23 protein-coding genes, 1 pseudogene and 1 riboswitch are annotated in these 21039 nt (G+C 40.5%); of the genes and pseudogenes, 22 read left to right on the top strand and 2 right to left on the bottom strand.

Going from position 1 to position 21039, the window contains the following annotated elements; all coding sequences use genetic code 11:
- The first annotated feature begins 2 nt into the window (after positions 1 to 2).
- The 6 genes from FS736_RS13460 to FS736_RS13435 all read left to right on the top strand — a co-directional run bounded on the left by FS736_RS13460 (position 3) and on the right by FS736_RS13435 (position 6484).
- On the top strand, positions 3 to 1220 hold the full coding sequence (locus FS736_RS13460; RefSeq protein WP_144478084.1) for a glycosyltransferase family 4 protein: 1218 nt from the start codon (positions 3 to 5) through the stop codon (positions 1218 to 1220).
- Between the two features lie 16 nt (positions 1221 to 1236).
- A complete protein-coding gene (locus tag FS736_RS13455) occupies positions 1237 to 2370 on the top strand; it encodes a glycosyltransferase family 4 protein (RefSeq protein ID WP_144478082.1) in 1134 nt (377 codons plus the stop codon).
- Positions 2371 to 2391: 21 nt separating this feature from the next.
- On the top strand, positions 2392 to 3501 hold the full coding sequence (locus FS736_RS13450) for a DegT/DnrJ/EryC1/StrS family aminotransferase (protein WP_144478080.1): 1110 nt from the start codon (positions 2392 to 2394) through the stop codon (positions 3499 to 3501).
- An 18-nt stretch (positions 3502 to 3519) separates the two neighbouring features.
- Positions 3520 to 4230: an acyltransferase gene (locus FS736_RS13445; RefSeq protein WP_144478078.1), complete on the top strand. Its 711-nt coding sequence runs from the start codon at positions 3520 to 3522 to the stop codon at positions 4228 to 4230.
- Positions 4231 to 4313: 83 nt separating this feature from the next.
- Positions 4314 to 5810, top strand: a complete 1497-nt coding sequence (locus FS736_RS13440) for an O-antigen ligase family protein (protein ID WP_144478076.1) — start codon at positions 4314 to 4316, stop codon at positions 5808 to 5810.
- Positions 5807 to 6484 (top strand): GumC domain-containing protein, encoded by a 678-nt coding sequence (locus tag FS736_RS13435; RefSeq protein ID WP_144478074.1) that lies wholly within the window; start codon positions 5807 to 5809, stop codon positions 6482 to 6484. The genes FS736_RS13440 and FS736_RS13435 overlap by 4 nt, the downstream gene beginning before the upstream one ends.
- A gap of 23 nt (positions 6485 to 6507) precedes the next feature.
- On the opposite strand, the gene FS736_RS13430 is transcribed toward FS736_RS13435, so the two are convergent.
- Positions 6508 to 7455 (bottom strand): LCP family protein, encoded by a 948-nt coding sequence (locus FS736_RS13430; RefSeq protein ID WP_260983601.1) that lies wholly within the window; start codon positions 7453 to 7455, stop codon positions 6508 to 6510.
- Positions 7456 to 7629: 174 nt separating this feature from the next.
- The gene (locus tag FS736_RS13425; RefSeq protein ID WP_144478070.1) at positions 7630 to 8268 is read right to left on the bottom strand and encodes a YigZ family protein; all 639 of its coding nucleotides are present in this window, start codon (positions 8266 to 8268) and stop codon (positions 7630 to 7632) included.
- Between the two features lie 396 nt (positions 8269 to 8664).
- Between FS736_RS13425 and FS736_RS13420 the strand changes: the two genes are divergently transcribed.
- From FS736_RS13420 to FS736_RS13350, 16 genes and pseudogenes are all read left to right on the top strand, one after another.
- Positions 8665 to 9807, top strand: coding sequence for a sensor histidine kinase (locus FS736_RS13420; RefSeq protein WP_144478068.1), 1143 nt, complete (start codon positions 8665 to 8667; stop codon positions 9805 to 9807).
- A gap of 70 nt (positions 9808 to 9877) precedes the next feature.
- Complete coding sequence (locus tag FS736_RS13415; RefSeq protein ID WP_144478066.1) at positions 9878 to 10561, top strand: response regulator; 684 nt, start codon at positions 9878 to 9880, stop codon at positions 10559 to 10561.
- Between the two features lie 150 nt (positions 10562 to 10711).
- Entirely contained in the window at positions 10712 to 10873 is a 162-nt protein-coding gene (sda, locus tag FS736_RS13410) for a sporulation histidine kinase inhibitor Sda (RefSeq protein ID WP_260983600.1), read from the top strand.
- Positions 10874 to 11109: 236 nt separating this feature from the next.
- The gene (locus tag FS736_RS13405) at positions 11110 to 11949 is read left to right on the top strand and encodes a DegV family protein (protein ID WP_144478064.1); all 840 of its coding nucleotides are present in this window, start codon (positions 11110 to 11112) and stop codon (positions 11947 to 11949) included.
- Positions 11950 to 12269: 320 nt separating this feature from the next.
- On the top strand, positions 12270 to 13682 hold the full coding sequence (locus FS736_RS13400; RefSeq protein WP_144478387.1) for an ATP-dependent helicase ComFA: 1413 nt from the start codon (positions 12270 to 12272) through the stop codon (positions 13680 to 13682).
- A pseudogene (locus tag FS736_RS25415) lies at positions 13679 to 13870 on the top strand (double zinc ribbon domain-containing protein); the annotation flags it as partial. The gene FS736_RS13400 and the pseudogene FS736_RS25415, both read left to right, overlap by 4 nt.
- A gap of 3 nt (positions 13871 to 13873) precedes the next feature.
- Complete coding sequence (locus FS736_RS13395) at positions 13874 to 14380, top strand: ComF family protein (RefSeq protein ID WP_313959728.1); 507 nt, start codon at positions 13874 to 13876, stop codon at positions 14378 to 14380.
- A 29-nt stretch (positions 14381 to 14409) separates the two neighbouring features.
- On the top strand, positions 14410 to 14811 hold the full coding sequence (locus FS736_RS13390; protein ID WP_144478060.1) for a TIGR03826 family flagellar region protein: 402 nt from the start codon (positions 14410 to 14412) through the stop codon (positions 14809 to 14811).
- A 78-nt stretch (positions 14812 to 14889) separates the two neighbouring features.
- Positions 14890 to 15159, top strand: a complete 270-nt coding sequence (flgM, locus tag FS736_RS13385; RefSeq protein ID WP_144478058.1) for a flagellar biosynthesis anti-sigma factor FlgM — start codon at positions 14890 to 14892, stop codon at positions 15157 to 15159.
- A 56-nt stretch (positions 15160 to 15215) separates the two neighbouring features.
- Positions 15216 to 15686: a flagellar protein FlgN gene (locus tag FS736_RS13380; RefSeq protein ID WP_144478056.1), complete on the top strand. Its 471-nt coding sequence runs from the start codon at positions 15216 to 15218 to the stop codon at positions 15684 to 15686.
- 18 nt (positions 15687 to 15704) lie between these two features.
- Complete coding sequence (gene flgK, locus FS736_RS13375) at positions 15705 to 17255, top strand: flagellar hook-associated protein FlgK (RefSeq protein ID WP_144478054.1); 1551 nt, start codon at positions 15705 to 15707, stop codon at positions 17253 to 17255.
- A gap of 10 nt (positions 17256 to 17265) precedes the next feature.
- Positions 17266 to 18156, top strand: coding sequence for a flagellar hook-associated protein FlgL (gene flgL, locus FS736_RS13370; protein WP_144478053.1), 891 nt, complete (start codon positions 17266 to 17268; stop codon positions 18154 to 18156).
- 60 nt (positions 18157 to 18216) lie between these two features.
- Positions 18217 to 18807 carry a DUF6470 family protein gene (locus FS736_RS13365; protein ID WP_144478051.1) on the top strand — a complete coding sequence of 197 codons (591 nt, stop codon included), beginning with the start codon at positions 18217 to 18219 and terminating at the stop codon, positions 18805 to 18807.
- 14 nt (positions 18808 to 18821) lie between these two features.
- Positions 18822 to 19265: a flagellar assembly protein FliW gene (fliW, locus tag FS736_RS13360; protein ID WP_144478049.1), complete on the top strand. Its 444-nt coding sequence runs from the start codon at positions 18822 to 18824 to the stop codon at positions 19263 to 19265.
- A 4-nt stretch (positions 19266 to 19269) separates the two neighbouring features.
- Positions 19270 to 19488 (top strand): carbon storage regulator CsrA, encoded by a 219-nt coding sequence (gene csrA, locus FS736_RS13355; RefSeq protein WP_144478047.1) that lies wholly within the window; start codon positions 19270 to 19272, stop codon positions 19486 to 19488.
- A gap of 151 nt (positions 19489 to 19639) precedes the next feature.
- Positions 19640 to 20809 carry a flagellin N-terminal helical domain-containing protein gene (locus FS736_RS13350; protein ID WP_144478045.1) on the top strand — a complete coding sequence of 390 codons (1170 nt, stop codon included), beginning with the start codon at positions 19640 to 19642 and terminating at the stop codon, positions 20807 to 20809.
- Positions 20810 to 20902: 93 nt separating this feature from the next.
- Positions 20903 to 20990: riboswitch (cyclic di-GMP riboswitch) on the top strand.
- Positions 20991 to 21039 lie beyond the last annotated feature (49 nt).

The raw sequence follows: 21039 nt of genomic DNA, 5'->3' as shown, positions 1-21039 counted from the left end.
ATATGAGAATTACATTTTTAAGTGAAAATTTCCCTCCTGAAACAGGTGCTCCTCAAATCAGGCTTTATGAGGTGAGCAGGGAACTGATTAAGCGTGGTCATGAAGTTGAAGTGCTGACTGCATTTCCTCATCATCCAGACGGCATCATTCCTGATGAGTATAAGGGGAAGTTTTATCAATTTGAACATCTTGATGGAATCCCGGTACATCGGAGCTGGATCTATCCAAGTCCAAAAGGGAGTTTCTGGCTGAGGTTAATTTCTTATTTTTCATTTACTTTCAGTGCTTTCTACTCGGTGTTTAAATCACAGAAAACTGACGTGATTATCTGTACATCACCACCATTGTTTTTAGGGATTACTGGCTACTTTGCATCAAAAATCAAAAGAGCCAAATTTGTTTTCAATGTGGCTGATATTTGGCCCGAATCTGCAGTCGAACTGGGTATACTGAAAAATAAGACATTTATCAGGATGGCTGAAGTACTTGAGAACTGGCTATATAAAAAATCCTGGAAGATCGCAACAGCGACTGAAGGAATTCTTGAGTATATGGTGAAAAAGGGGAAGAAACGGGAAAATGTATTCCTCCTGCCGAATGGCGTTAACACAGAGACATTTTCGCCGAGGGAAGCAAACAAAGATTGGCTCGAGACACTTGGATTCGAAGGCAAGAAAGTCTTTACCTTTGCAGGAAGGGTTGGTTATGCCCAGGGACTTGACTCAGTCTTAAAAGCCGCAAAGATTGTTGAAGGATTAAATCCTGATGTGAGATTTCTAATCATTGGTGATGGACCCGAAAAAGAGACGCTTATCAAGCTGAAGGATGATTTGAAACTTACCAACCTTGTCTTCCATGATTCTGTGCCAGTAACAGAAATGCCCAATGTTTTTTCAATCACCGATTTTTCGATTGTTTCTCTGAGGAATATTGAGTTATTTAAAGGAGCACGTCCGTCTAAAATCTTTCCGGCACTAGCCAGCGGTGTCCCTGTATTATATTGCGGAGTCGGGGAAAGTGCAGAATTGATTGCGAATAACCATTGTGGCATTATTGCTGAACCTGAAAACCCGGATGATATTGCCAATAAGATTTTGGACTGTGCAGCGATGGATTCTCAGGAGTATAAGCAATATTCGCAGTCGGGAAGAAAATTTGTAGAAGAGTTTTATTCCTGGAAGTTCATTGTGGATGATTTGTTAAAAAATATTCAGGATTAACTAAGGTAGTGAAAAAATGAAGGTTTGCCATTTAACATCAGTACACTCTGCAAATGATACGCGTATTTTTATAAAAGAATGCCAGTCGCTGCAAAAGGCAGGTCATGAAGTTTATTACGTGGTTCCCAATGTAGAGGATTACGAGCAGGCAGGAGTGAAGATCCGCGGAATTCAATCCACTGCAAGGGGTCAATTAGACCGAATGCGGAATACAACAAAACAAGTGTATATAAAAGCCCTTGAGATCGATGCAGATGTTTATCATTTCCATGACCCAGAACTGATGCCAATTGGATTAAAACTAAAGGCAAAAGGAAAAAAAGTCATTTATGATGTTCATGAAGATGTGCCTGAACAGGTTTTGTCAAAGCAATGGATCCCAAGGCCACTGCGGAAGTTCATTTCAGTGATGGTAAAAAGTTACGAGAGGTATGCTTCGAAGAAATTTGATGCGATTTCAACAGCGACACCAACCATTTCTGAGAGGTTCAAGACCTACAACGAAAATACAATAACCATTCACAATTATCCTCTTTTACATGAGCTTTCTGCGGATTATAATGACAAAGTGGACCAGTCAAAAAATACCGCACTCTACATCGGAGGTATCTATGTTTTAAGAGGAATCAAGGAAATGGTACAGGCTGTTGAGAGGCTTAATGAAACTGTACCATGCACCTTCGTGCTTGCTGGATCTTTTGCACCTCCAGCACTTGAAAATGAAGTCAGAAGCATGGACGGATTCAAATATACCGACTTTAAAGGTTTTCTTGATAGGGATGGAGTGAAAAAAACATTGGCGGAAGCAGATATGGGACTTGTCCTATTGCACCCTGAACCGCGATTTGTCGTGTCTTTGCCAATCAAGATGTTTGAATACATGTCAGCTGGCGTACCTGTGATTGCTTCAAATTTTCCTATCTGGCAGGAAATAGTGGAAAACAACAACTGCGGTATTTGCGTTGATCCATTGAATGTCAACCAGATTGCTGACGCAATGAAGTGGATTTTGGAAAATCAAGAAGAAGCTGCCCAAATGGGACGAAATGGCCGTCATGCTGTTGAAACTATCTATAATTGGGAAGCAGAAAGCAAAAAGCTCGTGGAAGTATATGAAAAGCTTGAAGGCAGTTTATCTGCTTCATATTAAATGAAAAGAGGTAAAAATAAGATGAACGTACCAATGCTTGATTTATCAGAACAATACCAAACACTTAAAGGTGAAATAATGGAGGCTTTGGACGATGTGATGTCAAAATCACATTTCATTCTTGGAGCCAATGTAAAGAAATTAGAAAGTGATGTAGCGGCGTACAGTGGCGTTTCACACGGTATCGGTGTAGCGAACGGCAGTGACGCATTGCATATCTCCTTGCAGGCTTGTGGAGTTACACAGGGGGATGAAGTAATTGTCCCATCATTTACATTCTTTGCAACGGCTGGTGCGGTTGCAAGAGCTGGTGGCACTCCTGTATTTGTTGATATTGACCCAAAAACCTTCAATATCGACCCTAAGAAAATTGAAGCTGCTATCACTGAAAAGACCAAGGCTATTGTTCCTGTTCACCTGTATGGTCAAATGGCTGATATGGATGCAATTGTAGAAATTGCAGAGAAACATAATCTTGCAGTTATTGAAGATGCTGCACAGGCAATAGGTTCTCTATATAAGGGCAAAAAGGTTGGTGAACTGGGAACAACAGCTTGCTATAGCTTCTTCCCGACTAAAAACCTTGGTGCGTATGGAGATGCTGGCATGATCGTCACAAAAGACGATGAAATCGCAGAAAGAATGCGTGTTATTCGTGTGCACGGCAGCAAGCCGAAATACTACCATCACGTCCTTGGCTACAACAGCCGTCTTGACGAGCTCCAAGCGGCAATTCTTAATGTTAAATTCCCGCATTTGGACGAATGGAGCAATCTTCGTCGTGAAAAGGCAGAAAACTATACAAAATTATTGAATGAGAGTGTAAAAGATATTGTCACTCCTTTTATCGAAGAACATAACCACCATGTATTCCACCAGTATACTCTTCGCGTTCAAAGAAGGGATGAGCTTCAGGCCTTCTTGAAAGAAAATGGTGTCAGCACAATGATTTACTATCCAAAGCCATTGCACCTTCAGCCTGTATTTGCTGAGTTGGGTTATAAAGAAGGAGACCTTCCAGAAACAGAAAAAGCATGTGCAGAAGCATTATCACTGCCAATGTTCCCAGAATTGAAGCTGGAACAGCAGGAATATGTAGTAAGCAAGATTGCTGAATTTTATTCAAAATAAGGGATAGGGAGGGTTTATATGAATACTCCAAGAATGGGAAATAACGTAGTAATCGGAGAAAATGTAACATTTGGAGAGAATATCTCCATTGGCCACAACGTCATCATTTATGATGGTGCTAAAATTGGCGACAATGTCCTGATCCAGGATAATGTCGTCATTGGCAAGCAGCCTAGCAGGGCAAAGAATTCTATCTTGCCTGATGTTAAACAGCTTCCGCCAACCGTTATTGGCTCAGGATGTACAATTGGTACATCCTCAATCATCTACGCTAATGCAGAATTAGCAGATGATGTGTTTGTAGCGGATCTAGCTACCATCCGTGAAAGAGTTACAATTGGCGAAAAGACAATCGTTGGACGCGGAGTAGCCGTTGAAAATGATTGTAGAGTTGGCGTGAAGTGCAAGCTTGAAACAAATTGCTATATCACTGCTTATTCTGAACTTGGTGATTATGTTTTCGTGGCTCCGGGAGTAATAACTACTAACGATAATTATATGGCCCGTTCAGCCGAAAGATATGATAAATTCAAGGGCATTACAATTAAAAATGGCGGCCGTATTGGTGCGAATACGACTACACTTCCTGGTATCACCATCGAAGAAGATGGAGCTGTTGGTGCTGGAAGCATCGTAACAAAAGATGTTAAACAGGAAGAACTTGTTGTAGGTACGCCTGCAAAAGTTATCCGTAAAGTTCCAGACAACCAGCTACTTAGAAATCAATAACAATTCATACAGGGGGTTGGTGTTTTACACCTGCCTCCTGTACAATGTAATGGGATATAAATCAAGGTTGAAAGGTGAAAAGGATGCAGAACTTACATAATCTTAAACTTATCCAGCAAATAATAGCGGCCTTTTTGATTTCAATCCTATTGGCTTGGAGCATAGTCAATCCTTTATCTTCAATTAGTCCTCTGATCATATTAGGAGCAGCAGTTCTTACTTCGTTCATCATTCCAGTCGTTTTTACTGTTCTACGTAGTTTGTTGCAAAAATTTGGACTTAGACAATTACTGCTCTATGCATTTATTGTCTCGTCTTTTATTGGACCAGGCCTTATTTCCCTCAAAGTTGGCCCCTTATCATTATTTCCATACCGTTTTTTTCTGCCTTTTGCTATAGTGATTTTTCTTCAGATCTGGCTAAAAAGCAGGAGCATGTCTTTATACGGTAAGGAACCATTAAAACCAGTATTAGTATACATGCTTTCTTGGATTTCCTTTGCATTATTATCCTTGCTATGGGCCCAATCCATTAATGATGGTGTTAAGGATATATTTTTTCTGGTATCAGGCATTTTCTTTATCTTTCTTTTTGTCACAGCTTTTAAAAAGAAGGAAGACTACCAGGCTTTACTTTATATATGGGTATTAGTAATGATTCTGATGCTTGCGATTGGATACTTGAATTACTTAACACATTATCAGCTGCCAGTTTCTCGCCTTAATAGTATGGGTGACTACGTGAAGCATAGACCTACTGCTGTATTTGCAAATGAAAACGATTATGCGAGTTACCTGGCATTAAGTTTCTTCTTCGCCTTCGCAGTCTTTCACAGGTACAAGCCGGGCAAGCTAAAGGTTAAACCTATAATAATAAGGCTGACAGCAGGGTTTTTAGGACTTTCGGCCATATTCCAAATATATGTAAGCGAGTCCCGTGCAAATCTGCTTTCTTTAATTGTTGGACTGGCATTCTGGTTCCTCTTTTATACAAGTTTAAAGGAAAAAAGATATTTGGTAGTGCTTGGAATAATAGCCGGAATAAGCGTTATGGCAATATTTCCTGATAAGCTTATAAGTATTTTAGATACTGTTGGTAATCAAGTCTTTAGTGCGCTTGTTCCTTCCAATAACGAAGAAGCTTCAACGGATATACGAATTAATTTATTAAAGAATGCTCTGATCTTTATAACGGGATCCTTTGGGATGGGGATTGGAGCAGGTAATGTGGAATACTATATGGCACATTATGCTGAATTTCCAACTGCAGGAATAGTGAATATTCATAACTGGTGGGCTGAAATTTTTGTACACTATGGAATTTTTATTTTTATAGGTTATGTAATTTTGTATTTATGGCTAATTTTCAGCTTAATGAAGCTTTATCGTATTTCCGAGACCTGGAAGGATAAAATGGTTACACAGGCATTGAATACCAGCCTGGTCGCTTTTTCTTTAGCAAGTATTAGTCCAAGTTCATTTATGACCCTTAACTATTCTTGGATTTTGATTGCTTTCACTATTAGTTATATCAATTTTCGTTTTAAAACCAAGGATCAACTAAAGGAGATAAAAGAATGAATGACCTATTAAAAAGAATTATCAATCGTGCAAAGAAACTAGCTATTTTGCTCTTGTTGATTCCAATCCTTACAGCCGGAGCGGCATATTTTATGGCATCACAAATTCCGGCAACGTATACAGCTAAAGCAGAAATTATGTTGGGGAACTTCGAGAATACGTTTCGAACAAATCCTAATGTCATGAAAAAGTACGTGCAATCAACTAAGTTTCTAAAAAAAATCAATGAAGATTACGACTTAGGGTTGGATGTGGGACAGGTGAAGCCAAGGTTCTCAGTCAATGCACTTGCTTCAGAGGGTGTTATAGAGTTAAGTTACAGGGGAACTGACCATGAAAATTCCAAAGATGTATTGAATAAATTAGTAGAAGGCATTTTAAACGAAAGCACAGAGAGAATTGAAGAGAAGAAAACAGAAATTGAAACCCGAATGAAAACAATTGAAGCTATTGAAACGCAAGAGGAAGCAGTTAAGAGAGAATCCGACCTTCATGATTTGCAAGTTGATTATGATAACCTGCAAAACTCATTCATCACTGAGGAAGTAACTGTAGCAACAAATAATGGTGCCTCCCCGGTTCAGCGAGCTGTATTAGGATTTCTGATTGGGATCATTTTAAGTTCATTGATTTTACTGCTCCCTATACTATTTCGTGAAGAGGAAAAAAATTAAGCTGCCCATTTAGGGCAGCTGTTTTAATATTCGATATCCTCGGACGGTGTCTCTTCTTCTGATGTCGTAGACAGTTCTAAATGGTTTTTAAGCTCTGTTGTTACTTCCTCCAAATTGTCTGGATCGACACCGAAATAATAAATATTATTAATATAATTATCATAGCCCTTTAATTCCAGCTGTTCTATGGAAGAGGAATTGAAGTTAGGGTATTTCTTTCGGAAGGCAAGTGCCTCTTTTACCCGCATATTTGTTTCTATATTGCCACCAATTTCGGATGCAATATCGTCGATTTTCAAGAGTGTCTTTGGTGAGGATAAACGATCAATGACACCTGTAACGATTTGTCTCTGGCGGTCATTTCGGCCAAAATCCCCTCGTGGATCTTGCTTTCTCATTCTTGCGTATACAAGTGCTTCTTCTCCACTCAGTTTTTGGGTTCCTTCATGGAAATAAAACCTTTCCCAGTTACGGTTAATATCGTTAAAATCAAAAGGGACATCTACGGTTACTCCGCCTACAGCATCGACAATATTGGTAAATCCTTTAAAGTTAACGGTAGCGTAATAATCGATCGGAATATCAAGGAACTCTTCGACTGTTTCAATTACCTTTTCTTTTCCGCCTATCGAATAGGAGTGATTAATTTTATCTTCCTTATATCCTGGGATATTTACTAATGTATCCCGTGGTATACTCACGAGCTTCATTGTTTGTTTGTCCGGATTGAAGGTTGCTACCATAATTGTATCTGAACGGCCATGATCATTTTCATCGGTATAATTTTCAATTCCTAATAGAAGGACAGAAACAGGGTCGGTTGATATATACACCGGTTCCTCACGAAGAACAGATTTCTCTTCACGGCCTTCAAGCTCTTCATATGAATCTTTTGCAACTGCGTATGTCTGGAACAACAGGTAGCCAGAAAAGCTGACCAAAGAAATAAATATCAATATAAGAAAAAGCAAAAGGTTTCGTCTTCTTCGCTTTTTCTTTTTATAGGTTTTAGCACTCCGGTTTGTTGGAGGTTGATTTTGGGATTTCATAAATAACATCCTTTATATAAATCGAATAATCCTGCAATATTTAATTATAATATATGATACTCGGTTTTTTAATAAGTTTTTAGAAAAAGACAAATATTACATGGGAATATCAGCTTCCATATAAACAACTTCACCTTCGGTTGTAATGCTTTGCCCATTCGTCATTTCAACCATCCACTCTTTAAAAACTTCTTTTTGTGCTTCCTCAACATAGGCTTCAATTTCCACTTTATCCATGTAGTGAATGTCCTTCAGCTGATAAACGGAGGACCTGAGTTCGTTTTCCACTTTTCCAAGCAAAGTATATTCGATGGTGGTATGCATTATTATCATGAGTTTTCGTTCCACAATACCTGTAGCAGCAAGTCCCTCGGATGTCGCTTTACCGTATGCTCGTATCAGGCCGCCAGCTCCTAACTTAATACCGCCAAAGTAGCGGGTAATGACCACAACAGTATTCTTTAAGTGCTTCTTTTTCAGTACTTCAAGAATCGGCACCCCAGCTGTCCCGCTTGGTTCTCCATCATCATTTGCTTTTTGGATTTGGTCGTTTTCACCAATCATATAAGCCGAGCAATTATGGGTTGCGTTCCAATTCTGTTTTTTGATTCTCTGGATGAACTCCTGAGCTTCTTCCTCTTTCTCGGCTCTTTGTATATATGCGATGAACCGGGATCTTTGAATCTCGATTTCATGTTCTCCGTATCCTTTTACCGTATAGTAACTAACAAGCAAATCTGGCTCACCTCTCTCGAAAATTTCCCAACCCTATAATCGACATCGTTTGTATGTTCGACACGGGTACTTAGTGCTACAATTCATTATAAGTTGACGGCAATCGAGGAACAATGGTGTCTTATGATTGTAATATAACTTTAATACAGTAAATGTATGGGAATGTTATAATAGTTAGTGGTCTGACAAGGTAGATTTTACTTTTGGAAAAATAATTTTGTTTTTAAATTGGAGTTTAGTGCCTAGAATAATAGGATATAAGACTTAGGCTGAAAAATCAATTCTGTGTCTTTGTATCGATTTTCGGCAAAAATGGCATGATTTTCTTGTTGAAAATTAGTAACAAATTAGTTTTCAAGTTAAAATATCTTTAGTGCCACCCTTGGGGGAGTTTACATGGCGATTAAAAAATTCGACACGAAAGCCCTCGATCTGATATTAGAAAAGATGATCGAAACTGTTGGAGACAGCAAGGACGAAATCTTCCGTATAGGTGAACAGTGCCGGACGGATTATGAGTCTATTACTGGCGAATTGAAAGAGATTAAAAGGAAGGTCGCGCAAATCGTAAATGATGGCGACAAACTTGACTCCCAAGTAAGAAGAGCCAGGTTAAGGCTTTCAGAGGTAAGCAAGCATTTTAAGGACTATTCTGAAGCACAGGTGCGTGAAGCTTACGAAGTTGCTCATAAGCTGCAAATGGACCTGACAATGAACAGGCAAACTGAAAAGCAACTGCGTGAAAAACGGGATGACCTGGAGCGCAGGCTGGTGGGCTTGAATGAGACGATTGAACGAGCGGATCATCTTGTATCTCAAATCTCAGTTGTTATGAACTATATGATGAGTGATATTAGACAAATGGGAGAAGCACTCGAGACCGCTAAAGAAAAACAGGATTTCGGGCTGAAAATCATTGAAGCACAGGAAGATGAGCGAAAAAGGCTCTCCCGTGAGATTCACGATGGACCTGCCCAGATGATGGCAAATGTGATGATGCGTTCTGATTTGATTGAGAGGGTTTATAAAGAGCGTGGTGCAGACGAGGCAATTCGTGAAATTCGAAGTATGAAAAAAATGGTCCGATCAGCTTTGTATGAGGTCAGAAGAATCATTTATGATTTGAGGCCAATGGCTCTTGATGATCTTGGATTGGTTCCTACCCTCAAAAAGTATTTGCAGACAATCGAAGAGTATCATAGGACAACCAGAATCGAATTCACTAATATCGGTGAGGATAAAAGGCTGCCATCTAAGTATGAAGTAGCACTTTTTCGGATGATTCAGGAATCTGTCCAAAATGCTTTAAAGCACGCGGAAGCAACCTCAATTCATGTAAAGCTGGAGATAAAGAGAGATCACGTAATGACAGTCATAAAGGATGATGGCAAAGGCTTTGATATAAATGAGAAGAAACCTGAGTCATTTGGTCTTCTTGGTATCAAGGAAAGAGTCGAACTTCTTGAGGGAGAGCTTACCATCCATTCAAAAATTGGCACTGGGACACTGGTCATTATCCAGGTTCCGATGATCTTATAAAAAGATAGAGGCAGTCGATCTGCCGGTATAGAGAAAAATAGAGACAGAAGCCATAAGGGAGGCGAATGCTATGACAACAAAGATTGTCATTATTGACGACCATCAACTTTTCAGAGAAGGGGTAAAACGGATTCTGGACTTTGAACCGACATTTGAAGTCGTTGCTGAAGGAGACGACGGCAGCGAAGCAACTACGTTAGTGGATCAATACCAGCCAGATGTTGTCATAATGGATATCAATATGCCAAATATGAATGGTGTTGAGGCAACAGCTGAATTGATTGAGAAGTATCCTGCTTCTAAGGTCATTATTTTATCGATTCATGATGATGAAAATTATGTCACACATGCTCTTAAGACAGGAGCAACTGGGTATCTATTGAAAGAAATGGATGCTGATGCTTTAGTTGAGGCAGTGAAAGTAGTTGCAGACGGTGGATCTTATTTGCACCCAAGAGTCACTCATAACCTTGTAAAAGAATACCGTCGACTGTCAGCTGATGAAAACGGTGGTGACAAGTACATATCGCAGGTTGAAATCCGTCGTCCATTACATTTGCTGACACGTCGTGAGTGCGAAGTACTTCAGCTTCTTGCAGATGGAAAGAGTAATAGGGGAATTGGCGAAGCACTGTTCATCAGTGAGAAGACAGTCAAGAACCATGTAAGTAATATATTGCAGAAAATGAATGTAAATGACCGTACTCAGGCAGTTGTTGTAGCGATCAAGAATGGCTGGGTAGAAGTAAGATAATTTTTCACAAACCACATTTGTCGAATCGGCAGATGTGGTTTTTTGTCGATTACTGCAGTTTGGTGTTGGAAAAATACGACAAAAAAACCGCCAGAGATTTACAAAAATATAATATTATCCGATATAATTAAGGAACAGTAAATCTAAGGGGTGGTCAAAATATCTTCTCTATGGGAACTGACAGATGAAAAGTTAATAGAAGCTTATCATAAGGCTACTCTATTAAACTTAGATGAAAATTTCATTGAAATGCTAATAGAAGAAATTGATAACCGAGGAATAGAGAGCTTTAAAATTGAATATGTTTCTTAATTATGTGACACTGCGCAAGCGATTGCCAGTGTTTTTTCTTTACACTCACTGGTTGTCCCAAAAAAATCGTGAAAAGTTCTAAAAGGGAATCCGATAAAAAACAATCGACTCGAGTTTTTTTCATTTCTATTCTCTTTATCAAAATAGTTTTCCTGAAAGAATGCATTTTACAAGAAGTTCATATAAAATGGGATTGTACTGACTGTAGAGAATAACATAAGGATGGTAATATAATAATGAAAACGGCAGTTGTAACGGATAGTACTGCGTACATCCCGAAAGAGTTGCGGGAGAAATGGAATATCCACATGATTCCGTTAAGCGTGATATTCGATCATGAAACATATAGAGAAGAAATAGATATCAATGCGGAAGACTTTTATGAGGAAGTCAAGCAGCGTGAACTACCGACGACTTCCATGCCTCCAATTGGCGAGTTTGTCGAGCTTTTTGAAAAACTGGCCAAAGACTACGATTCGGTAATCAGCATCCATTTATCCAGCGGAATCAGTGGAACCTATCAGGGTGCAGTGACTGCGGGCGAGATGGTTGAGGGAATTGATGTATACCCCTTTGATTCTGAGATCAGTGCGATGGTGCAGGGGTTTTATGCACTGGAAGCCGCTGAACTGGCAGAGGAAGATGTTGAGCCAGTGAAAATCATCGAGCGATTGAATAAGATGAAAGAGTCAATTCGAGCTTACTTCATTGTGGATGATTTAAGCCATCTTCAGCGCGGCGGACGGTTGTCCAGTGCCCAGGCGTTGATTGGAAGCCTGTTGCAGGTGAAGCCGCTGCTCCATTTTGAAGATAAAAAAATCGTCCCATTTGAAAAGGTACGTACGCGTAAAAAGGCGATGAACCGTGTTGTCGAACTGCTAGCTGAAGATGCGAACAGCGGCGGAGAGTACCGCGCGGCTGTGATCCATGCCAATCGTGAGGAAGAAGCCCTTGAATGGAAAAGCGAGCTAGAGGCCCAGTTTCCGAATGTGGAATTCATGTTAAGTTATTTCGGCCCGGTCATCGGCACCCATCTTGGTGAAGGTGCCATGGGGATGGGCTGGTATAAGAAATAAACTCGGAGAAGTTATTGCAACTATGTCAAAGCGCCATTTCCGTAATAGGAGGTGGCGCTTTTATTCATTATCCACATAATAATGGTAGTTATCAACAAAACGATTCACTTACCAACAACGCTTTTACTCCTCAACTATAATTATCCACAACAAAAACGCTTTCATCTAATTAACCATATAGTTACCAACAAATTAACCCACATTACCCACAGAAAAACACTATTATCCACATATTAATCCACAAAAGGTTGTGATTAACTTTGAATCACTCAATTAAGGATATCCCCAATTCTAAAAATTATGTTGATGAACAGGAACTTATGATCGAGAATATCCCTCGTTTTTCAACGCTATCCACAAGTCCAACTTACTATGAACTTCAGAGATTGTTGACTGGCAAACAACTGCTGTCAGAGGAATTATCTATTCCCATAGACCAAATCCAACAGTACCATGCACATGGTTATCTAGCTTACAGGAACGGAATCATTCGAAAGCCGCTTTCGTGTACAAGATGCGGTACGACAGATTCATCCTGGTTTGCGGAGTTACCGTGTGCACGATGTGGAAAAGTGGAATTGTATTGCCGGAAGTGTCTGATGATGGGGAGGATTAGTGAATGTACAACCCTGATCAGTTGGACAGGACCAGATCTGAAATTTAGAGTTGTGGATATACCACTACTTTGGGATGGACAATTATCTGCTGGGCAGGCAGCTGCTTCTCAACGAGTGCTGGAGGCTGTGCAAAACTCAGCAGAACTCCTGGTCTGGGCAGTAGCGGGAGCTGGTAAAACGGAAGTGTTATTCGCCGGCATAGCAAATGCTTTATCCACAGGCAAGCGGGTTTGCGTGGCTACGCCAAGGACGGACGTGGTCCTGGAACTGGCTCCTCGCCTGCAAAAAGTATTCCCGGACATTAAAGTTGCCGCACTCTTTGGCGGCAGTGAAGACCGTCATGAATTTGCACAAATCACCATTGCTACCACTCATCAGCTACTCCGCTTTTACAAAGCGTTCGATGTCATGATTGTCGATGAAGTCGATGCCTTTCCATATTCAATTGATGAAACCCTTCGATATGCAGTCCAGCAATCAAGGAAGCCAGAATCCTCGTTAATATACTTAACGGCAACACCTAATAAACAATGGCAAAGAGAGTGCCGTTCAGGAATAAGAGATTGCGTCACGATTCCTGCCCGCTTCCATCGTCATCCATTGCCAGTTCCTCATTTTGTCTGGAGCGGTAATTGGGAGAGGCAGCTGAAAAAAGGGAAGCTAAACACCTCGTTAAAAAAATGGGTGGAATCCAGAATTGCCAGCAGGAAGCAGGTGATGATCTTCGCTCCCAAAATAGACCTTATGGACAAAATCCTCATCATTCTTCGCGCACTGACTCCTCTTATTGAATCCGTCCATGCTGAAGACCCAGACAGAAAAGAAAAAGTATTGAGGTTCCGAAATAAAGAAATTCCTATTTTGCTGACGACAACAATCCTGGAGCGGGGTGTTACCATCCCAAATATTGATGTCGCGGTCATTGGCACAGAAAACAGGATTTTTACCGAGAGCGCCCTTGTTCAGATTGCTGGCCGGGCAGGGAGGAGTGCGGAATATCCGAAGGGCGACGTGACCTTTTTTCATTATGGTAAAACAGAAGCGATGCTCAGTGCCCGAAGGCAGATTGTGATGATGAACAAGGCAGGGATCGAGAAGGGGCTGATTGATGTATGAATCATTGTTTATTATGCCATGACAAAATGGAGCCAGACTTATCGTGGCAATACCTTTTTGGTAAAAAAGAAACCCCTAATATTTGTGAGGATTGCAGGGGAAACTTTGCTGCGATAACAGGTGAAGTTTGTATCAAATGTGGCAGGCCATTTGCCTATTTTGAAGAGGGTTTTCGTGCAGGGGATATGTGCTTGGATTGCAAGCGCTGGGAGGAAGATGAGTATTGGAGTGGCAGCCTTGATCAGAATCGGTCCCTGTACCGCTATACCGATTTTACAAAAGAGGTAGTCGCCAGATTTAAATTTCGTGGAGACTATGTTCTGTCGAAGGTGTTTGCTGCAGATCTCCGGCTGTCTTTGCAAGATTTTCAATATGATTATATTGTCCCCGTTCCGCTCAGTGAAGAACGACTCTACGAACGAGGATTCAATCAGGCTGAAGCCATTATCAAGGCAGTTGGGCTCACTCCAACCCATCTACTCTCAAGGATGCATACCGAAAAACAATCGAAAAAATCACGTGCAGAAAGAATTCATATAGAACAAATATTTAAACTTCAAGCTGACATTGATATCCACAGTAAAACAATCATGTTGATTGACGATATATATACTACAGGGTCAACGCTGTGGCGTGCGGCCAAATTATTAAAAGAAAACGGAGCTGCGAGGGTGTATTCATTCACTTTGGCTCGCTAGATGAGATATTATTGAAGGAGGAAGGGACATTGGACCTTCAAAATTGCCCAAGATGTGATTCGATTTTTGTAAAAAATAAATTCCGCGATATTTGTGAAAAATGCTGGAAAGAGGAAGAACAAGCTTATGATCTGGTTTCCAAGTTCATGAGAAAACGGGAAAATAGAGCGGCAACAATCCTGCAGGTTGTAGAAGCAACAGGCGTTTCCGAAGAGTTAATCTTAAAATTTATTAAAGCCGGCAAATTCCAGCTGACCCAATTCCCAAACTTCGGTTACCCATGTGACAAATGTGGAAGTATTATACGTGAAGGCAGACTCTGTGCTGCCTGTGCAAGCCTTTTAAAGGCGGATTTGAAAACTGTTGAATATGAGGAACAACGGAAGAAAGAACTGGCAAAACGCGCGACTTTTTTCACGCATCGAGATTAGGTGAAAAGAATCATTAAATATCGGTGAATACATGCCGATAATAGAAGTAGAAATCGTTCTGAAAGTGAGGTTTAGACGATGAAAATAAACAATAATTTTGGACCAACAGGAATCAATCCATATAAACGCCAAATGAATAAACTAGATGCGGCAGCTGCTGTCCAAAATAAAAAGGCTGATAAAGTTGAAATTTCTTCAACTGCAAAGGAAATGCAGCAGCTTTCCCAGGTATCTGTGGAACGCAACCAAAAGGTTGATGAATTAAAAATCCAGGTGGAGAACGGTACGTATAAACTGGATTCAAAAGAAACAGCCAAAAGTATCATCAATTTCTATCGTAATAAATAGGTAAATACTCGTCTTAGTGACGAGTGTTTCTTTATGCTTAATAAGGAGGGCAGCCCATGTCTGTTGAATCAATGATTAGCATCATGAATAAATTGAACAAAATGCATAAGAGCCTTTACGAATTGACCGTAAAAAAGACCGACATTGTGAAAAAAGGAGATATGGCTGCTCTCGATCAGCTGCTTAAGGATGAACAAGCCCATATGGCGGCAATCAATAAACTGGAGCAAGAACGGGCTTCCGTATCAAATTTAATTTTACCAGGAGCATCTTTACAAAAAATAGCTGAGGCAAATCATGCAGGAAAAGAGCAGCTTTTGCAGTTAAAAGAAGAGCTGCTAAGTGTTATTGCTGAAATCAAGACCCGAAATGAACTGAATCAGCAGTTGATTCATCAATCACTGCAATTCCTTAATTTTTCCAAAAGCCTTGTGATGCCCCAGGAAAAAGAGATTAATTACGGACCGCCAGCCGGCAAAAAAGCAAGGCCTGGCCAATCGCCGGGAATGTTTAACTCAAAAGCATAATAATTGGAGGAACGAAACATGCGTTCAACCTTTATGGGACTAGAAACAGCGCGCCGCGGAATGTTCACGCAGCAGAGCGCATTGCATACAACAGGACATAATATCGCGAATGCCAATACTCCAGGTTATTCTCGCCAGCGTGTAAACTTCGCTCAAACTGAACCGTATCCTTCAGCTTCTCTAAACCGGCCGCTGATCCCCGGACAAGTAGGAACTGGTGTGAAAGCTGAGTCCGTTCAAAGGGTCAGAGAAGGTTTCTTGGATACACAATATAGAAGTGAGAATAACAAATTAGGATATTGGGAAAATCGTGCTGAAGCACTTAGGAAAATGGAAGAAATATTGAATGAGCCTTCGGAGGAAGGATTGTCTGCTGCTATGGATCAATTCTGGCAATCCATGCAAGACTTGGCGGTAAACCCGATGAATGCAGGAGCGAGAGCGGTAGTTCGTCAAAGGGGAATTGCCGTTGCTGACACATTCAACTACCTTCATAATTCCCTGTCAGCCGTCCAGAAGGATTTGCAAAATGAAGTGTCTATTGGCGAGAAACAAATCAACTCCTTGTTAAGTCAGCTGAACGAAGTGAACAATCAAATCGGCAGAGTGGAGCCAAATGGCTATCTGCCCAATGATTTATATGATGAAAGGGACAGACTGCTTGATGAACTATCAACTTTAGTTAACATCAAGACGGATTATGTTCCTTCTGGAGGAAATGCCCTCCCTATTGCAGAAGGGAAATTAATAGTGAAGCTTATTGATGATTCAGGCAAGGAATTGGCTCATTTGCTGAGTGCAGGCGGGTACAGTGAAGTCTCAATCAAATTTGATGGGACGGATCAGTCTGTTAAATCCCTCTCAGTCGGGAAGACGGACCTAGATGTTTCAGAGTTTAAATCAAGCGGTAAACTGAGAAGCCTTATAGATTCATATGGATATGAACAGGGAGGAACCGTTAAAGGTATTTACCCTAATATGCTGGCTGAATTAGATAACCTGGCCTACACTTTCGCTGTGGAATTCAATAAGGTGCACGAAGCAGGAATGAGCCCGAATGAAATCAAAGATGGAACAGATTTGAAGATTCCATTTTTCAGTGACTCGGAATTTACCGCTATATCTGATCGTAAAGGCTTCGCCGGCAGAATTGATATCTCAGCAGACATCCGTGATAGCTTTGACAATATTGCGACTGCTGATGGATCCGATCCTTTGAAAGCTACTATTGGTGATTCATCTAATGCCTTGAAACTTGCGAACGTCATTAATCAGAAGTTTGATTTCGGACTTAAAAATGAACAGTCTGACTTCCGAAATTACTATGAAGGTGTGATAGGCGGAATGGCTGTACTGTCACAGGAGTCAGTACGTTTCGTCCAAAACAGCTCGACGTTGAAACAGGCTGTGGAAAATAAGAGACAGTCAGTCCATTCGGTCTCCCTGGATGAAGAAATGAGCAATATGATACAGTTTCAGCATGCATATAATGCTTCTGCCAGAATGATTACTGTAACTGATGAAATGTTGGATAAAATTATAAACGGCATGGGCGTCGTTGGAAGGTAGGTGAACGTAAATGCGGGTAACACAATCAATGATCTCAGCTAACTCTTTGAGAAATTTAAGTGAAAGTTACCGGAAGATGGGAAAGTCACAGGATATGCTTTCAACCGGTAAAAAGATAACGAAGCCGTCAGATGATCCGGTTGTTGCCATGAAGGGGATGTTCTACCGATCTAACTTGACAGAGGTTGAGCAATATAAGCGAAATCTATCGGAACTTTATGTTTGGCTGGACAACTCGGAGGCGGGCATTGAACAGGCTACCAGTGCAATGCAGAGATTGAGAGAACTCACTCTCCAAGGGAAAAATGGAACGAACAGCGATGAAGATAAAAGGGCTATTGCCCGTGAGGTTGCGCAATTAAAAGAAGGTCTGGTTGAAACTGCTAATACTAAGGTGGCTGGAAGGTATATATTCCATGGGACGGATGTAACGAACCCGCCAGTCACAGATGGAAATCCGCCAGTTGTAGCAGGAAATATGACAGACCCCGCCATTGATAATTACAGGGTAGAAGTCTCTAGAGGAGTTTCGATGAAGGCTAATGTCAATCCGGCAAATGTTTTCAGTCAGGACCTCTTTAATGTTGTTAACTCTATTCAGGAAAGTCTCGAGGGAACCTCTGGTGCCGACTTGGATGACTTGCTCGATCAGCTGGATTCAGTGATGGAAACAGTATCAGGGGAACGTTCGGACCTTGGTGCCCGCTATAATCGTCTTGAAATGCTTGATTCACGAATTGGACAGCAGGAAGTACTGGCCACAAGAGTTCTGTCTGATAATGAAGATGCTGATATTGAAAGAGTCATAACTGATTTGAAGACGCAGGAAAGTGTTCATCGGGCTGCACTTGGAGTTGGGGCTAGAATTATTCAGCCTACTCTATTAGACTTTTTAAGATAAAGCTATTCTATTAAAGAATAGCTTTTTTTATAGATAAAAACCTTTGGGAGTGTGATAACAATGGAACTTCCGCAAATTCGCATCGAATCCAGGATGGCAAAGATAGGGATGGAAACTGAAAGGTCTAAGCTAGAGATTCAACAGAAGCCGGCGGATATTAGCATTCAGCAGCCAAAGGCGGAAATGTTTATTGAAAGAAGGCCATCTAAGCTGACCATAGACCAGACAAAGGCACGGGAAGATATGGATTTAAAGAATATTTCTAAACGAATAGAGGAATTTGCGGAACAAGGTTATCAGGATTGGCTTGACGGACTTGCGAGAGTGTCTCAGGATGGAGACGAATTGATGAAAATTGAAAATGGCTTCAATGCAATTCCAGATATCGCTAAAAGAAACAGTGAACCGCCGGTTTATGAGTTTAATATTGGTTGGATACCATCACCTGGAAGTGTTGAAATATCCTATGATCCTGGTGAAGTAAATATCCAATGGCAAACCCATAAACCAAATATAGACGTTAAAATCAATAAACCGATGATCCATTATACACCAGATAAAACAAGAGTCTTTTTGCAGCAGCAGCCTTCATTAAAAATAGATTTTGATAATCTCCGTTTTGTTGGAATCAATTACGAACAAACTATTTAAGGGAATGAATAAAAATGATAATACAAACTAAGTACCACGGAGAAGTAGAAGTCCAAGAATCAGAAGCTCTTTACTTCGAAAGAGGTATTCCGGGATTTCCGGAAGAAAAAAGCTTTTATGTGTTACCTTTGTCTGAGGACGGTATTTTTTTGATTTTACAATCAGCTGTTTCCTCTTCCATTGCATTTATCATTGCTAATCCTTTTCATTTTTTCAAGGATTATGACTTTGTCCTAGACGATTCTATCCAAAAAGGACTTGAGTTGGTAACAGCGGACGATGTTTCCGTTTACTCCATCCTTACAGTAGAGGAGCCGTTTAAAAAAACAACTGCCAACCTTCAGGCTCCACTGGTCATGAACCGCAAAAATAATAAAGCGAAACAGGTTATATTGAATGACTCAAAATTCCATACTAAACATCGTATTTTTCCTGAAGATGTAAGTGAAAAGGGGTGATATCATGCTTGTACTGACTCGAAAGAACGGGGAAACAATTAAAATTGGGGATGATATTGAGATCACCATCATTTCTGCCAAAAACGATAAAGTCAAAATAGGAATAAAGGCCCCGGAGGATATAGAGATACTAAGAAAAGAAGTATTTGATCAAATCCAGACGGAGAACGAGGAAGCGACCAGAGATATCGGCGGGATGATTAGTTTCTTTAAAAAAGAATAAAAAAATAAATTATATTTTTTTCTAAAAAAACTATTAAAAGAGTTTTTTTACAGACGATAAAATAAGTGTAAAGAGAATGGTGCGGCCGACCTATTCTTTCAAACTAATGTTCACATGGATGTGGACTCAAATTTCAAGGAGGAAATTCAAAATGAGAATTAATCACAATATCGCTGCTTTAAACACTTACCGTCAGTTCTCTGGTGCTGCTAATGCACAGAGCAAGTCAATGGAAAAGTTATCTTCAGGTCTTCGCATCAACCGCGCTGGTGATGATGCTGCAGGTCTTGCAATCTCTGAAAAAATGCGTGGCCAGATTCGCGGTCTCGAAATGGGAGCAAAAAATGCTCAAGACGGCATTTCTCTAATCCAGACTGCTGAAGGTGCACTGAATGAAACTCACTCTATCCTACAGCGTATGCGTGAGCTTGCAGTACAATCTTCAAACGATTCAAACACTGATGCTGATCGTACTGAGCTACAAAAAGAAATGGATCAGCTAGTTGAAGAGATCGATCGTATCGGTAACACTACTGAGTTCAACACAAAGAAGCTTATCGACGGCTCTAAGAGCGGTGTAACTGAACAGCTTGGTAAAGTTAATTTTGATAACCAAGGTGAAACAGCACTATTCACAGCTGTTAAAGCTACTACTGCTGCAGTAGCTGGAACTCCTGGTACCGAAGCTGATGAAACAATCAATGTGAAAATCACTGATTACGATGCAGCTGCAGCTACTTATACATTAGAGTGGACTACGCAGGATGGACAAACTAATACTGTTGCTGGTGTGGCTGCTGCTGGTGGAGATCAGACAATTGCTACAGCTGATGGATCATACGTTTTAACTCTTGGTGCAGTAGGAGTAGAAGATATCGGAAAAGAAGCTACTTTCACTTCACGTGCTTCAGTTGAAGAATATGCTAATAACACTTTAAGCTTCCAGATTGGAGCTAACTCTTCTCAAACTATGAACGTAGATATCAATGATATGAGAGCATCTGCACTTCATGTTGACAAAATTGATGTTTCTTCTGCATCAGCTGCCGAAGCTTCTATCTCTGCAATCAACAAAGCAGTCGAAGATGTATCTGCTCAGCGTTCTAAGCTTGGTGCATTCCAAAACCGTTTGGAGCACACAATCAACAACCTTGGAACATCTCAAGAAAACTTGACAGCTGCTGAGTCTCGTATCCGTGACGTTGATATGGCGAAGGAAATGATGGAGCAGACTAAGAACTCTATCCTTTCTCAAGCTGCCCAAGCAATGCTTGCTCAAGCTAACCAACAGCCGCAAGGCGTACTTCAGCTTCTTCGTTAATCAGCATGAAATAAAGAGAGATCTTATTTATAAGATCTCTCTCTTTACTATCTCAACATAGGACTTTTGATGCCGTATTAAATAACTATTAAATTGTGAAAAAGGCAAATCATAGGAAACTATGAGACGCAAAGCCATGGGCCTGAACCAATCTAATATTGGATGGCAGCCGGATACCACTTGAAATTTCAACCTGAATTTCGGATGGCCTTTTTCATTAGAAAAAGGAG

The organism is Cytobacillus oceanisediminis 2691, assembly GCF_007678455.1.
Lineage (GTDB): Bacteria > Bacillota > Bacilli > Bacillales > Cytobacillaceae > Mesobacillus > Mesobacillus oceanisediminis_A.
The sequence above is the reverse complement of the archived record's forward strand: the minus strand, read 5'-3'. Positions and strand labels throughout refer to the sequence as shown.

What these genes read in the sequence shown, in the direction of transcription:
- FS736_RS13460 (WP_144478084.1), top strand. Translation starts at nt 3, where the DNA reads ATGAGAATTACATTTTTAAGTGAAAATTTCCCTCCTGAAACAGGTGCT.
- FS736_RS13455 (WP_144478082.1), top strand. Translation starts at nt 1,237, where the DNA reads ATGAAGGTTTGCCATTTAACATCAGTACACTCTGCAAATGATACGCGT.
- FS736_RS13450 (WP_144478080.1), top strand. Translation starts at nt 2,392, where the DNA reads ATGAACGTACCAATGCTTGATTTATCAGAACAATACCAAACACTTAAA.
- FS736_RS13445 (WP_144478078.1), top strand. Translation starts at nt 3,520, where the DNA reads ATGAATACTCCAAGAATGGGAAATAACGTAGTAATCGGAGAAAATGTA.
- FS736_RS13440 (WP_144478076.1), top strand. Translation starts at nt 4,314, where the DNA reads ATGCAGAACTTACATAATCTTAAACTTATCCAGCAAATAATAGCGGCC.
- FS736_RS13435 (WP_144478074.1), top strand. Translation starts at nt 5,807, where the DNA reads ATGAATGACCTATTAAAAAGAATTATCAATCGTGCAAAGAAACTAGCT.
- FS736_RS13420 (WP_144478068.1), top strand. Translation starts at nt 8,665, where the DNA reads ATGGCGATTAAAAAATTCGACACGAAAGCCCTCGATCTGATATTAGAA.
- FS736_RS13415 (WP_144478066.1), top strand. Translation starts at nt 9,878, where the DNA reads ATGACAACAAAGATTGTCATTATTGACGACCATCAACTTTTCAGAGAA.
- FS736_RS13405 (WP_144478064.1), top strand. Translation starts at nt 11,110, where the DNA reads ATGAAAACGGCAGTTGTAACGGATAGTACTGCGTACATCCCGAAAGAG.
- FS736_RS13400 (WP_144478387.1), top strand. Translation starts at nt 12,270, where the DNA reads ATGATCGAGAATATCCCTCGTTTTTCAACGCTATCCACAAGTCCAACT.
- flgM (WP_144478058.1), top strand. Translation starts at nt 14,890, where the DNA reads ATGAAAATAAACAATAATTTTGGACCAACAGGAATCAATCCATATAAA.
- FS736_RS13380 (WP_144478056.1), top strand. Translation starts at nt 15,216, where the DNA reads ATGTCTGTTGAATCAATGATTAGCATCATGAATAAATTGAACAAAATG.
- flgK (WP_144478054.1), top strand. Translation starts at nt 15,705, where the DNA reads ATGCGTTCAACCTTTATGGGACTAGAAACAGCGCGCCGCGGAATGTTC.
- flgL (WP_144478053.1), top strand. Translation starts at nt 17,266, where the DNA reads ATGCGGGTAACACAATCAATGATCTCAGCTAACTCTTTGAGAAATTTA.
- FS736_RS13365 (WP_144478051.1), top strand. Translation starts at nt 18,217, where the DNA reads ATGGAACTTCCGCAAATTCGCATCGAATCCAGGATGGCAAAGATAGGG.
- fliW (WP_144478049.1), top strand. Translation starts at nt 18,822, where the DNA reads ATGATAATACAAACTAAGTACCACGGAGAAGTAGAAGTCCAAGAATCA.
- csrA (WP_144478047.1), top strand. Translation starts at nt 19,270, where the DNA reads ATGCTTGTACTGACTCGAAAGAACGGGGAAACAATTAAAATTGGGGAT.
- FS736_RS13350 (WP_144478045.1), top strand. Translation starts at nt 19,640, where the DNA reads ATGAGAATTAATCACAATATCGCTGCTTTAAACACTTACCGTCAGTTC.